This is a genomic window from Streptomyces sp. NBC_01341 (genome assembly GCF_035946055.1).
In the GTDB taxonomy this organism is placed as follows: Bacteria; Actinomycetota; Actinomycetes; order Streptomycetales; family Streptomycetaceae; genus Streptomyces.
Map to the genome: position 1 here is coordinate 5,338,812 of NZ_CP108364.1, position 13,315 is coordinate 5,352,126.

Sequence of the window (13,315 nt, forward strand, 5' to 3'; positions counted from 1 at the left end):
TTCCGGTCGCACGTTCTGTTCCTCACGGACGGGGGCGGGCTGCCGCGGACGGGCCCGGCCCGGAGGCCGTCGAACCGCGGACGACCAGCTCGGGCATGAACACGAACTCGCTGTGCGGTGCGGGTGTGCCGCCGATCTCCTCCAGCAGCGTGCGCACGGCGGCCTGACCCATCGCCGTCACCGGCTGACGGATCGTGGTCAGCGGCGGATCGGTGAAGGCTATGAGGGGCGAGTCGTCGTAGCCCACCACCGAGAGGTCCCTCGGGACCTCCATCGACAGTCTGCGTGCCGCCCGGATCGCGCCCAGCGCCATCATGTCGCTCGCGCACACCACCGCGGTGCAACCGCGCTCCATCAGAGCCGAGGCGGCCGCCTGGCCGCCCTCCAGCGTGTACAGGGAGTGCTGGATCAACTCCTCCACGGCACCGGCCGTGAGGTCCAGCTGCTCCTGCATCGTGGCGTGAAATCCCTCTATCTTGCGGAGCACCGGCACAAAGCGCTTGGGTCCGACCGCCAGGCCGATGCGCTGGTGGCCCAGGGCCACCAGGTGCGTCACCGCGAGCCGCATCGCAGCCCGGTCGTCAGGGGAGATGAACGGCGCCTGGACCTTGGGTGAGAAGCCGTTGACCAGCACGAACGGGACACCTTGGGCCCGTAGTTGCTCGTAGCGCTGCATGTCGGCCGAGGTGTCGGCGTGCAGCCCCGAGACGAAGATGATGCCCGAGACCCCGCGGTCGACGAGCATCTCGGTGAGCTCGTCCTCGGTGGAGCCGCCCGGGGTCTGGGTCGCCAGCACCGGTGTGTAGCCCTGTCTGGTCAGCGCCTGGCCGATCACCTGGGCCAGCGCCGGGAAGATCGGGTTCTCCAGCTCGGGTGTGATCAGGCCGACCAGACCCGCGCTGCGCCGGCGCAGTCGCACGGGACGTTCGTAGCCGAGTACGTCGAGCGCCGCGAGGACGGATTCGCGGGTGGCCGCAGCGACACCGGGCTTGCCGTTCAGTACGCGGCTGACCGTCGCTTCGCTGACCCCCGCCTGAGTTGCGATATCGGCAAGCCGTGCGGTCATGAGGGGACTGTACCGGGCGCGTGTCGGATTGCCCACCATGCGCAGGATTCGGGCAGTCCGACCCGGTCGGCCGCGCCTTCGGGACGCGCGGCAGCAATATCTTGCAAGAGCTTGCGGGCGACGATCCCTCTGCGCGATCCGATCTTCCTACCGGGCGCCACAGGGTTCTGGCCAGGCATGGACAGGGGTCGGGCGGTTCCGTCAAGAGGCTTGACGGCAACCTTGCGGACACGCCAATGTAACGATCGCCGGTGCTTGCAGAAATCTTCCGCAAGGTCTTTCGGTCGTCTTTCATCCTTGTTACGTTCACGTCGACCCGGCGCCGCGACGGAGCGGTACGGCAGTTGAAGGAGTTCAGATGCGACGTGGCATAACGGCCACCGCCCTGGTCGCGGCCCTGGCGCTCGCGGCGACCGCCTGCGGCAGCGACGACGAGTCCGGCGGCAGCAAGAGCTCGGGCGAGCTCTCCGGCACGGTGACGTGGTGGGACACCTCGACCGTCGGCAGCGAGGACAAGGTCTTCAAGAAGCTCGCCGAGGGTTTCGAGAAGAAGCACCCGAAGGTCGACGTCAAGTACGTCAACGTCCCCTTCGGTGAGGCGCAGAACAAGTTCAAGAACGCCGCCCAGGCCGGTGCCGGCGCCCCGGACGTCATCCGCTCCGAGGTCGCCTGGACCCCCGAGTTCGCCGACCTCGGGTACCTCGCCCCGCTGGACGGCACCGCCGCGCTGAAGGACCAGGACGACTTCCTGGAGCAGGCCGCCGCGTCCACCGAGTACAAGGACAAGACCTACGCGGTCCCGCAGGTCATCGACTCCATGGGCATCTTCTACAACAAGAAGATCTTCGCGGACGCCGGTGTCGAGGTCCCCAAGAACATCGCCGACCTCGAGACCGTCTCCAAGACGATCAAGGACAAGACCGGCAAGACCGGCCTCTACCTCCGCGGCGACGACGCGTACTGGTTCCTCTCCTTCCTCTACGGCGAGGGCGGCGACCTGGTGGACGCCTCCTCCAAGTCCGTCACGGTGGACAAGCCCGAGGGCGTCAAGGCCTTCAAGACCGTCAAGGACCTCGTCGACTCCGGCGCCGCGAAGACCGACGCCACCGACGGCTGGGAGAACATGCAGTCGTCGTTCAAGGAGGGCAAGGTCGCGATGATGATCAACGGCCCCTGGGCCGTCGCCGACACCCTGACCGGCAAGGAGTTCACCGACAAGGCGAACCTCGGCATCTCCCCGGTGCCGGCCGGCTCGGCCGGACAGGGCGCCCCGCAGGGCGGCCACAACCTCGCCGTGTACGCGGGCTCCAAGAACCTGGACGCCTCCTACGCCTTCGTCGAGTACATGACCTCGGTGGAGTCCCAGGCGCAGACCGCCGGTGAGCTGAACCTGCTCCCGACCCGCACCTCCGTGTACGCCAAGCAGCAGGCCGTGAACAGCGAGATCGTGCAGTTCTTCAAGCCCGTCGTCGAGACCGCCGTCGAGCGCCCCTGGATCCCGGAGACCGGCAGCCTCTTCGCGCCGCTCGTCACCGAGTACACCAAGGTCCTCACCGGCCAGACCACGCCGGAGAAGGCCGCCTCGACGACCGGCGACTCCTACCGCAAGCTCCTCAAGGGCTGGAAGTAACTCAGGAAGGCAGGCCGGCTGATGGCTGTCCACACCAGCCAGTCGGTGGCGAAGGCCGCGGGCGACGACGTCGCCCGCGGCCGGAGCCGCGGTACTGGTGAATCCGCTCCACCGAGCAAGCTCCGGCGGGCCATGTCGGTCCACTGGTACGCCTGGACCATGGTCGCCCCGGTCGTGATCGTGATCGGCGTGATCATCGGATACCCGCTGGTCCGCGGCATCTACCTGTCGCTGACCGACGCGAACGAGCGCAACGTCGCCCGGTCCATCGGTGTGAACGAACTGCCCGCCACCTACGAGTTCGTGGGCGTCGACAACTACGTCGACGCGCTGACGGGTACCCAGTTCCTCGGCACGCTCGGCTGGACACTGGTGTGGACGGTCTCCTGCGTGGGCATCACGTTCTGCCTGGGCATGGGCCTCGCCAACATCCTCAACCGCCGGATCGCCGGACGCTCCGCCTACCGCATGGCCCTGATCCTGCCCTGGGCCATCCCCGGCTTCGTCTCGGTGTTCGCCTGGCGCTTCCTCTACAACGAGGACCGCGGGCTGCTCAACAAGATCCTCGGCGGCGCCGGGATCGACGGCATACCGTGGCTGAACGACCCCACGTGGGCCAAGCTCTCTGTCATCGCCGTCAACGTCTGGCTGGGTGTGCCGTTCATGATGGTCGCCCTCCTCGGCGGGCTGCAGTCGATCCCCTCCGAGCACTACGAGGCCGCGGAGATGGACGGAGCCACCGCCTGGCAGCGCTTCCGGCACATCACGCTGCCCGGGCTGCGCCCGGTGTCCACGACGGTGATCCTGCTCTCCACCATCTGGACCTTCAACATGTTCCCGGTGATCTTCCTGCTGACCCGCGGCGGACCCGGTGAGGCCACCCAGATCCTGGTGACGCAGGCGTACAAGTTCTCGTTCGAGATCAGCCCGCGCGACTTCGCGCAGTCCTCCACCTGGGGCGTGCTGATCCTCGTACTCCTGATGCTCTTCGCCATGGTGTACCGGCGAGTGCTCCGCACGCAGGGAGACAACTGGTGACCACCGTCACGGCAACCCCGAGCCGGCACGGCGCCCGCAAGGTCCGCCGCCGCGGCGACCGCTCGCCTGCCGCCTCCGTCGCCCTGCACCTCACCCTGATCATCGCGTCGGTGATCGCGGTCTTCCCGGTGCTGTGGGTCCTGCTGACCTCGCTGAAGCCGGCCAGGTTCGCGACGACGACGGACTTCTTCAGGGAGACCACGTTCGAGAACTACACGAACCTGATCAAGGACACCGAGTTCCTGAGCTGGTTCGGTAACTCGGTGGTCGTCGCGGGACTCTCCACCGTCATCGGTGTCTTCGTCTCCGCCACCACCGGCTACGCCGTCAGCCGCTTCCGCTTCCCCGGCAAGCGCGGGCTCATGTGGACGCTGCTGATCACCCAGATGTTCCCGGTCGCCGTCCTGATCGTGCCGATCTACAACATCATGTCGACCATCGGCCTGCTCAACCAGCCGGCCGGCCTCGTCATCACCTACCTCACCATCTCGGTGCCCTTCTGCGCCTGGATGATGAAGGGCTTCTTCGACACGATCCCGCACGAGATCGACGAGTCGGGGCAGGTCGACGGGCTCACCCCCTTCGGCACGTTCTGGCGGCTCATCCTGCCGCTCGCCAAGCCCGGCCTCGCCGTCACCGCCTTCTACTCCTTCATCACCGCCTGGGGAGAGGTGGCGTACGCCTCCGCCTTCATGGTCGGCGACGAGAACCTCACACTCGCCGGCGGACTGCAGAAGTTCGTCAACCAGTACGGCGCCCAGTGGGGCCCGATGACCGCGGCGTCCGTGCTCATCGCCATCCCGGCCGCACTGGTCTTCCTCTTCGCGCAGAAGCACCTCGTCACCGGCATGTCCGCCGGAGCCGTCAAGGGCTGAAGCGCCCAGTCCGCACGCACCGCACGCCACGTCACGGCGGCGCCGGATCCCCGACCCGGTCCCGGCGCCGCCCCCCACCCAGACACCCCAGGGACGACATGACCCAGCACCTCGCTGCCCCCTCCACCGGCACGTCCGACGACGCCCCGGGCCACCGCACCGGCTGGTGGCAGGACGCGGTGATCTACCAGGTCTACCCGCGGAGCTTCGCCGACGGCGACGGCGACGGCATGGGCGACCTCGCGGGTGTCACCGCCCGGCTCCCGTACCTCAGGGACCTCGGCGTCGACGCCGTCTGGCTCAGCCCCTTCTACGCCTCGCCGCAGGCCGACGCCGGCTACGACGTCGCCGACTACCGGGCGATCGACCCGATGTTCGGCACGCTGCACGACGCCGACGCGCTGATCCGCGAAGCCCACGGCCTGGGGCTGCGCATCATCGTCGACCTGGTGCCCAACCACTCCTCCGACCAGCACGAGTGGTTCAAGCGCGCCCTCGCCGAGGGCCCCGGCTCCGCGCTGCGCGAGCGCTACCACTTCCGCACCGGTAAGGGCGCAGGCGGCGAACTCCCGCCCAACGACTGGGAGTCCATCTTCGGCGGACCCGCGTGGACGCGTACCACCGACCCGGACGGCACGCCCGGCGAGTGGTACCTGCACCTCTTCGCGCCCGAGCAGCCCGACTTCAACTGGGAACACCCCGCCGTCGCCGACGAGTTCCGGTCGATCCTGCGCTTCTGGCTCGACATGGGTGTCGACGGCTTCCGCGTCGACGTCGCCCACGGCCTGGTCAAGGCCGAGGGGCTGCCCGACCTCGGGTCGCACGACCAGCTGAAGCTGCTGGGCAGCGCCGACGATGGCCTGCCCTTCTTCGACCAGGACGGTGTGCACGCGATCTACCGCAGCTGGCGCACCATCCTCGACGAGTACCCCGGTGAGCGGATCGCGGTCGCCGAGGCGTGGACGCCCACCGTCCAGCGCACCGCCAACTACGTGCGTCCCGACGAGATGCACCAGGCCTTCAACTTCCAGTACCTGGCCACCGCCTGGGACGCCGCTGAGCTGCGCGCCGTCATCGACACCTCGCTCGACGCGATGCGCCCGGTGGGCGCACCCGCCACCTGGGTGCTGTCCAACCACGACGTCACCCGGCACACCACCCGCTTCGCCAACCCGGCGGGCCTCGGCACCCAGATCCGTACCCCCGGCGACCGTGAGCTCGGGCTGCGCAGGGCGCGCGCCGCCACCCTGCTCATGCTCGCCCTGCCCGGCTCCGCCTACGTCTACCAGGGAGAGGAGCTCGGCCTCCCCGACGTCACCGACCTGCCCGACGAGGTGCGTCAGGACCCGTCGTTCTTCCGGGCCGAGGGCCAGGACGGCTTCCGCGACGGCTGCCGGGTGCCGATCCCGTGGACCCGCGGGGGCAGCTCCTACGGCTTCGGCAGCGGCGGCAGCTGGCTCCCGCAGCCCGACAGCTGGGGCGAACTGTCCGTCGAGGCGCAGAGCGGCAAGGAGGGCTCCACGCTGGAGCTGTACCGCGCCGCGATCGCCGCCCGCCGCGAGCACCCCGGACTCGGCGCCGGTACGGACGTCGAGTGGCTGGACGCCCCCGAGGGCGTGCTCGCCCTGGGCCGCGCCGGCTTCGTCTGCACCGTCAACACCACCGGGGCGCCCGTGCGGATCAGCGCGCCCGGCGTCCTGCTGCTCGCCAGCGACCGCGTGACCGTGGACGGCGACACGGTCGACCTGCCCGCCGACACCACGGTGTGGTGGACGGTGTGACCGTCCCCGCACCCAGGACCGGACCGGCACTTCGGCTCTCCGACATCGCCGGACAGGCGGCCGTCAGCGAGGCCACCGTCAGCCGCGTCCTGAACGGGAAACCGGGCGTCGCGGACACCACGCGTCAGCGGGTGCTCGCGGCGCTCGACATCCTGGGCTACGAACGCCCGGTCCGGCTGCGGCAGCGCAGCGCCGGGCTGATCGGGCTGGTCACGCCCGAACTCACCAACCCGATCTTCCCGGCGTTCGCGCAGTCCGTGGAGCAGGTGCTCGCCGGACACGGCTACACGCCCGTGCTCTGCACCCAGCTCCCCGGCGGCGCGACCGAGGACGAGCTGGTCGAACAGCTCGTCGAGCGGGGCGTCGGCGGGATCGTCTTCCTGTCCGGACTCCACGCCGACACCTCGGCCGACCCGGCGAGGTACGCCGCGCTCAGCGACCGGGGGGTGCCCTTCGTCCTGATCAACGGCTACAACGACCACATCAGCGCCCCGTTCGTCTCGCCCGACGACCAGGCCGCCGTACGGATGGCCGTCGGGCACCTCGCCGAACTCGGCCACCGGCGGATCGGCCTCGCCATCGGGCCGCAGCGCTACGTGCCCTCCCGGCGCAAGCGCGACGGCTTCGTCGCCGCCGCCGTCGCGGTGCTGGGAATGGACCGGGAGGAGGCCGAACTCCTGGTCTGCTCGACGCTGTTCAGTGTCGAGGGGGGACAGGTCGCGGCCGGCGCGCTGCTCGACCGCGGCTGCACGGGCATCGTGTGCGGCAGCGACCTGATGGCGCTCGGCGTGGTCCGGGCGGCCCGGGGGAGAGGGCTCGACGTCCCGCGTGACGTCTCCGTCGTCGGCTTCGACGACTCCCAGCTCATCGCCTTCACCGACCCGCCGCTGACCACGGTGCGCCAGCCGGTGCAGGCGATGGCGGCGGCGGCCGTGGGCGCGCTGCTGGAGGAGATCGGCGGAAGCCCCGTACAGCGCACGGAGTACGTGTTCCAGCCGGAGCTCGTGGTGCGGGGGTCCACAGCGGCGGCGCGGAGCGCCTGAGGCGGGCGCGGGAGAGGCGGGCCGGGTCCGGAGGGGGGGGACCCGGCCCGCCCTCAGCTCCCGGAGGCGTAGGTCAGGAAGGCTTCCCAGGCGACGGGCGCGAAGCCGAGACGGGGGCCTCGGATGTCCTTGGAGTCACGCACGTGCACGGTTCCGGGGGCGGTCGCCACCTCGACGCAGTCGTTGCCGTCGCCACTGCTGCTGTAGCTACTCTTCAGCCGGTGCAGCTCCATGGCTCCCCGTGCGGAGGGCTTGTGGATCATCTCTCTCCCAGCAGTTTGCTCAATGAAGGCCAACGACTCACGTGGCGTAAGAGCCTGCGCCCGGATCATGCCATAGCGCAATCCGAGGATTCTTAGCTGCTTCGGGTCGGAGACCGGACGGCCACTGAACGCTCCCTCCGAACGCCCCACGGCGCTGCCGTCGGGAAACTTCAGCACTTCGATCAACCCGCCTGTCCCAGGATGCTCTTCCCTATGGGTCGGCATGACCTGGATGGCTACGTTCCGCAGGTGTCCCAACTCCAGCAGACGTTCGAGTTGATGGCGCAGAACCATTCTGCCTCCGACCGGACGGCGGAGCGTCACCTCTTCTTGGACAAAGCTCAGCGTCGGAACGGGCGACCGTTCGAAGATGGACCGCCGGGCCAACCGGGCAGCCACTACCCGGTATATCTCGTCCTGTGTGTAGGCCGGCAGCCATGAGGCGAAGAGGACCCGCATGTGTTCCTCGGTCTGCAACAAGCCATTGACGTTGTGGTGGTGGTACGCCTCCACCTCCACCGCCCTGGCCTCCAGCTTCGCCAGGTCCCGAACCTTCTTCGGGTAGCGGACCTCCGCCATCTCCCGCTTCGGCATCGCGAGCTTGCCGCCCGCCCCCAGCACCGCGTCCGCCCGGTCCAGGAACTCCGGCCGGGGGATGCGGCGGCCCCCCTCGACCTTGTAGACCAGGTCCTCGCCATATCCGATCGCGGCCCCGAAGTCGCCGGCCCGCATGCCCGCCGACTCCCGCCATGCCTTGATCTGGCGGCCCACGGAGGCGACCAGCGCCGCGTCCGACTCGTCATCGGGGTCGACTTCCCAGCCGGGCTCGTCCGCTGGGGGCTGCCCACCGACCCGGCCGCGCACATCGTCGCCGAACTGGCCGCCAACGCCGTCGAGCACGGCCGCGTACCCGGCCGGGACTTCCTCCTGCGCCTGGCGGTCCACGACGGCGCGCATCTGCGTATCGAGGTGACCGACACCCGGGGTGAACAGCGTCCGCCCCTGCCCGGAGCCGTCGACGTGCCGGTGGACGACGCCGAATCGGGACGCGGTCTGCTGATCGTCGAAGCGCTCGCGGACCGCTGGGGCATCGACATGGGGCCCGTTCCGCGCACGACGGTCTGGGCTGAACTCGACATGGTGCGGAACTGAGAATCCTGATCGACCGGCTGACCGCAGAGGAGGGCAGGCGGGCCGCTTCACACCCCGCTGTACTCGATGAGGGAGCGGGAATCGATCAGGGGTGACGAAAAAGTGCCTTCCTCCGCGATCCGGAGGCTCTGAGGTAAGCCTGTCGTCCCGCTCGGGAAGGCACTTTCACTTTGACGCTCGCGATCCGGATGCCCTAGCACCCGAAAGGCGGAGGCTGGTCGCAGGAATCAGAAGCGTCCCGCGACCTTCCAGTAGATGTAGCCATCCTGAGAGGTCATCAGCCAGCAGATGCCCTTTCCGACCTGACGGGCGGTTGGAAAGGGCTCAGTCAGCCGGTCTCACCCGTGATTGACACTGCTGAAATCCGCTGCGCGCTTGTAGTCGACGGCCCCGTTCGCCTGGGTGCGAACATAGTAAAGAAGGGCGTGAACCGCGACGACCAAGACGGTGTGGCACGCGGGACTGCGAGTGACCTCGTCGTACCACGAGCTGACGGCTCCCTCCCGAGTGATCGCAATGCTGGTGATGGTGTCATCGTAGGAATTGACCATGGTCACCAACCCCCAGCCGTTATCGGTGAGTGCGATGGAGGGGGAGTAGTCCGTCGCGCGCGGCACGTTTCCGCCCAGGGCGTAGGGGGTGGTCCAGTAACCGCTCCCGTACGTCTGTCGGGACAGGTAGAGCTGCCCCGACGGAATGTCGCGCCAGACGGCGACGATCTGGTTCCAGCTGCTGATCTGAGCCGCGATGGCGGGGGTGTCCACGGTCCGGGCACCCGGGATGTCCGAGGGTGCGCTCCAGCGGTTGTTGCCGCCGTTGAAGTACGTCGTCCAGGCGAACGGGCCGGATGCACCGACCCAGGCGAGCATGAAGGAGTTGTTCGGCAATGCGGTTGCCGACGGGCCGGTGTAGGGCGACGTCACGACTGTGCTGGGTACCTGAGCAGCACGAGGGATCACCGTGGGCAGGTATCCGTCGGACCTGAGCTGGACGCGCGTCTGGTAGATATTCCCGTCGACGCCGGTGTGGAAGATGCGGAAGTTTCCACCGCTTCCGTTGTCGGTCCAGATGACGGACGGTGCCGCGCGCGTCTGTGCGAAGGTGCCGTCGACCAGCGCCGGTACCTGGCGCGCGTTCGAGCGGTTCACCGAGATCCAGAGGGAATTGTCGGTGTGGGAACGCCATGCGTGAACGACGTTGCCGTGCGAATCCCTGGCCTCTCCCTCTGTGCTCTGGGAGTATATCTGGCCGGCGTCGTACTGCACCGGCAGCCAGCCGAGGTCCTCATCCGGGAGTGCGGCGTTGGCAGGGACCGCGATTCCGAAGACGACAGCGCCGGCAGCGATCAACGCAACGATCGCCATTCGGAATCGTTTGAATTGTGCGAGCATGTTTTCCTTATTCGTTCTCACGGTGGCTGATCACATGAACTCCGGTGCATCCTTGGAAAGCGGGACGTGGAGCGGGATCAGTTGATCGATAGGGGGGATGGTTGGCTGGCCCCTCCGCCGTGAAGTGCTTGCGAGGTAAATAGAATATCAGCTCGGATGATGATCATCATCCAGTCCCTGGTCATGCCATCCGAGGTGTCGGGGGCCCCCTCGCAGATTCCAGGGGCCTCGTCCGTCGACGCGCCGGCCATGGCCTATGACCCCTCACGGGGCCAGGTCATCATGGTCTACCGCAACACGGAGAGCAGCCTGGTGACCATGCAGCGGCAGAATTACGGATCGTCCTCCTGGGCAGCCCCCCGGGAACCCGGGTTCTCGGGTGGAGGTCTCGTCACGTACGGAGAGGGCGGGGGATCCGCTCCATGCCCCTCAGCAGGAGTGGCACCGTCGCCGGATGCATTTAGCGTCGCGGGCCACCGCGTCGCGGCCCACCGGGTCGTGGCCCCCGCGACCCGGTGGGGGCAGCCACGGCACCGGATCGAGTGCGGCCCCGGACCGCCTCGCGCGGGACAGGCCCCACGTCGGCACCCCAGCGGTCCGCGAGCGCTCCGACGACCGGCGCGCCACGATCAACCCCGTCGGTCCTCGACAAGCGGGACGTGGAGCGGGATCAGTTGATCAATAGGGGGGCATGGTCGGCTGGCCCCTCCGCTGCGGAGTGCTTGCGAGGTAAATAGAATATCAGGCTGGATGATGATCGTCATCCGTCTTACGGTGCAGTGTTGTGCCGGATGCCGGATGCCGAGGGCTGCGGGGTCTCGAGTGTTCGGTGGCCGTAGGCCGTTCGCTCCTGCCGCACCTTGTGTGCGGTTTTGGGTGACACCCGTCCCGGGTGGTGTCATCCGCTCGCCGGGGGTGTCGCGCGAACGGTCGACGCATCCGCCGCACCGGGAGAGACCCGGGCGTCGGCCCGGGGGTGGGCCGGCGGGGAAGCGGCGCCGGGGCCTCTCCGCGGTGTGACCGGCCCGGCCGGCCGGGCGCGTGGGGTTCGGTGGACCGGACCCCCGGCCGGCCGGACCGGAGTCGGGTGCAACGTAACAGCCTCGCAATATCTTGCGTAAGTCCTTGCAGGAAGAAATCTCCGGGATTTCGCGGATGTGAGCGGGACGTTAGCGGGTTGTGTCCAGGGGGTTGACCGGGACTGGTCAGGCTCGTACGGTCTGCCGCACCGAAGGTGTTGCAGTCTTGCTGCAAGAACCTTCAAAGCCTTGGACGGCACGGCGCGTTGCCACGTGAGGCTGCTCCGCCATCCCCGCACTTCCCCCACCGCAGGAGGAAAGTCATGGCACGCAGATCCCTGTCTGCCGCGCTCGCCCTCGCCACGGGCGCCGCCGTCCTCGCCATCCCCGCCGGAACCGCCCAGGCCGCGCCGCCCGGCGGGAAGGACGTCACCGCGGTGATGTTCGAGTGGAAGTTCGCCTCCGTGGCCAAGGCCTGCACGGACAGCCTCGGGCCCGCCGGCTACGGCTTCGTCCAGGTCTCGCCGCCCCAGGAGCACATCCAGGGCGGCCAGTGGTGGACCTCGTACCAGCCCGTCAGCTACAGGATCGCCGGCCGGCTCGGTGACCGCGCCGCCTTCGCGAACATGGTCTCCACCTGTCACGCCGCGGGTGTCAAGGTCATCGCGGACTCGGTCATCAACCACATGTCCGCCGGTTCGGGCACCGGCACCGGAGGGTCCTCGTACAGCAAGTACGACTACCCGGGCACCTACTCCGTCAACGACATGAACGACTGCCAGGCGCAGATAAGCAACTACGGCGACCGGGCCAACGTCCAGAACTGCGAACTGGTCGGCCTGGCGGATCTGGACACCGGCGAGGACTACGTACGCGGCAGGATCGCCGGCTACCTCAACGACCTGCTGTCCCTCGGTGTCGACGGCTTCCGCATCGACGCCGCCAAGCACATGCCGGCCGCCGACCTCGCGAACATCAAGTCGCGTCTGAGCAACACCGGCGTGTACTGGAAACACGAGGCGATCTACGGCGCCGGCGAAGCCGTGTCGCCGTCGGAGTACCTCGGCAGCGGTGACGTCCAGGAGTTCCGCTACGCCCGCGGCCTCAAGCAGGTCTTCAACAACGAGAACCTCGCGAACCTCAGGAACTTCGGCGAGGGCTGGGGCTTCATGGAGTCCGGGAAGTCCGCGGTCTTCGTCGACAACCACGACACCGAGCGCGGCGGTGACACGCTGAACTACAAGGACGGCGCCAAGTACACCCTGGCGAGCGTCTTCATGCTGGCCCACCCCTACGGCTCCCCGGACGTCCATTCCGGCTACGAGTGGTCCGACAAGGACGCCGGCCCGCCCAACGGCGGCCAGGTCAACGCCTGTTACAGCGACGGCTGGAAGTGCCAGCACGCCTGGCGCGAGATCTCCTCCATGGTCGGCTTCCGCAACGCCGCCCGCGGTCAGGCCGTCTCGAACTGGTGGGACAACGGCGGCGACCAGATCGCGTTCGGCCGAGGCTCCAAGGCCTACGTCGCGATCAACTACGAGGGCTCCTCGCTGACCCGGACCTTCCAGACCTCGCTGCCCGCCGGTGACTACTGCGACGTCCAGTCCGGCAAGGGCGTCACCGTCAACGGTTCCGGGCAGTTCACCGCCACCCTGGGCTCCGGCACGGCCGTGGCCCTGCATGCCGGCGCCCGCACCTGCACCGGCGGCACGGCCCCCGACCCGGGCAACGGCCAGTCCGGCGCCTCCTTCGGCGTCAACGCCACCACCCAGCCCGGCCAGAACATCTACGTCACCGGCGACCAGGCGGCCCTCGGCAACTGGGCGCCCGGCAGCGCGCTGAAGCTCGACCCGGCGACGTACCCCGTGTGGAAGCTCGACGTGGCCCTGCCCGCCGGGACCTCGTTCGCCTACAAGTACCTCCGCAAGGACGCGAGCGGCAACGTCACCTGGGAGAGCGGTGCCAACCGCACCGCCACCGTGCCGTCCTCCGGCAAGGTCACGCTGACCGCCGACGTCTGGCGCAGCTGACGCAATCGACCGCGGGCCGGGGACGCG

Annotated in this window: 10 protein-coding genes and 1 pseudogene; 7 read left to right on the top strand and 4 right to left on the bottom strand. The window is 68.6% G+C overall.

Features of this window, described 5'->3' with window-relative positions; all coding sequences use genetic code 11:
• Positions 1 to 22: 22 nt before the first annotated feature.
• Complete coding sequence (locus OG206_RS23465) at positions 23 to 1,066, bottom strand: LacI family DNA-binding transcriptional regulator (protein WP_327119232.1); 1,044 nt, start codon at positions 1,064 to 1,066, stop codon at positions 23 to 25.
• Positions 1,067 to 1,424: 358 nt separating this feature from the next.
• On the opposite strand from OG206_RS23465, the gene OG206_RS23470 reads away from it, so the two are divergent.
• The 5 genes from OG206_RS23470 (at position 1,425) to OG206_RS23490 (ending at position 7,433) form a co-directional block, all read left to right on the top strand.
• Entirely contained in the window at positions 1,425 to 2,696 is a 1,272-nt protein-coding gene (locus OG206_RS23470; protein WP_327119234.1) for an extracellular solute-binding protein, read from the top strand.
• Positions 2,697 to 2,717: 21 nt separating this feature from the next.
• Positions 2,718 to 3,734: a carbohydrate ABC transporter permease gene (locus OG206_RS23475; RefSeq protein ID WP_327119236.1), complete on the top strand. Its 1,017-nt coding sequence runs from the start codon at positions 2,718 to 2,720 to the stop codon at positions 3,732 to 3,734.
• Entirely contained in the window at positions 3,731 to 4,609 is an 879-nt protein-coding gene (locus OG206_RS23480; protein ID WP_327119238.1) for a sugar ABC transporter permease, read from the top strand. Before OG206_RS23475 ends, OG206_RS23480 begins: the two co-directional genes overlap by 4 nt.
• Before the next feature lie 98 nt (positions 4,610 to 4,707).
• Complete coding sequence (locus OG206_RS23485; RefSeq protein WP_327119240.1) at positions 4,708 to 6,390, top strand: glycoside hydrolase family 13 protein; 1,683 nt, start codon at positions 4,708 to 4,710, stop codon at positions 6,388 to 6,390.
• Positions 6,375 to 7,433, top strand: a complete 1,059-nt coding sequence (locus tag OG206_RS23490) for a LacI family DNA-binding transcriptional regulator (protein WP_327119242.1) — start codon at positions 6,375 to 6,377, stop codon at positions 7,431 to 7,433. Before OG206_RS23485 ends, OG206_RS23490 begins: the two co-directional genes overlap by 16 nt.
• 53 nt (positions 7,434 to 7,486) lie before the next feature.
• On the opposite strand, the gene OG206_RS23495 is transcribed toward OG206_RS23490, so the two are convergent.
• Complete coding sequence (locus OG206_RS23495) at positions 7,487 to 7,696, bottom strand: DUF397 domain-containing protein (RefSeq protein WP_327122377.1); 210 nt, start codon at positions 7,694 to 7,696, stop codon at positions 7,487 to 7,489.
• 6 nt (positions 7,697 to 7,702) lie between these two features.
• A pseudogene (locus OG206_RS23500) lies at positions 7,703 to 8,560 on the bottom strand (helix-turn-helix domain-containing protein); the annotation flags it as partial.
• On the opposite strand from OG206_RS23500, the gene OG206_RS23505 reads away from it, so the two are divergent.
• Complete coding sequence (locus OG206_RS23505) at positions 8,456 to 8,848, top strand: ATP-binding protein (RefSeq protein WP_442805960.1); 393 nt, start codon at positions 8,456 to 8,458, stop codon at positions 8,846 to 8,848. The pseudogene OG206_RS23500 and the gene OG206_RS23505 overlap by 105 nt on opposite strands.
• A 338-nt stretch (positions 8,849 to 9,186) precedes the next feature.
• Here OG206_RS23505 and OG206_RS23510 read toward each other — a convergent pair whose 3' ends face one another.
• Positions 9,187 to 10,239, bottom strand: coding sequence for a hypothetical protein (locus OG206_RS23510; RefSeq protein ID WP_327119243.1), 1,053 nt, complete (start codon positions 10,237 to 10,239; stop codon positions 9,187 to 9,189).
• 1,342 nt (positions 10,240 to 11,581) lie between these two features.
• Between OG206_RS23510 and OG206_RS23515 the strand changes: the two genes are divergently transcribed.
• Positions 11,582 to 13,288 carry a carbohydrate-binding module family 20 domain-containing protein gene (locus OG206_RS23515; RefSeq protein ID WP_327119244.1) on the top strand — a complete coding sequence of 569 codons (1,707 nt, stop codon included), beginning with the start codon at positions 11,582 to 11,584 and terminating at the stop codon, positions 13,286 to 13,288.
• Positions 13,289 to 13,315: the final 27 nt, after the last annotated feature.

What these genes read in the sequence shown, in the direction of transcription:
- OG206_RS23485 (WP_327119240.1), top strand. Translation starts at nt 4,708, where the DNA reads ATGACCCAGCACCTCGCTGCCCCCTCCACCGGCACGTCCGACGACGCC.
- OG206_RS23465 (WP_327119232.1), bottom strand. Translation starts at nt 1,066, where the DNA reads ATGACCGCACGGCTTGCCGATATCGCAACTCAGGCGGGGGTCAGCGAA.
- OG206_RS23515 (WP_327119244.1), top strand. Translation starts at nt 11,582, where the DNA reads ATGGCACGCAGATCCCTGTCTGCCGCGCTCGCCCTCGCCACGGGCGCC.
- OG206_RS23495 (WP_327122377.1), bottom strand. Translation starts at nt 7,696, where the DNA reads ATGATCCACAAGCCCTCCGCACGGGGAGCCATGGAGCTGCACCGGCTG.
- OG206_RS23475 (WP_327119236.1), top strand. Translation starts at nt 2,718, where the DNA reads ATGGCTGTCCACACCAGCCAGTCGGTGGCGAAGGCCGCGGGCGACGAC.
- OG206_RS23510 (WP_327119243.1), bottom strand. Translation starts at nt 10,239, where the DNA reads ATGCTCGCACAATTCAAACGATTCCGAATGGCGATCGTTGCGTTGATC.
- OG206_RS23470 (WP_327119234.1), top strand. Translation starts at nt 1,425, where the DNA reads ATGCGACGTGGCATAACGGCCACCGCCCTGGTCGCGGCCCTGGCGCTC.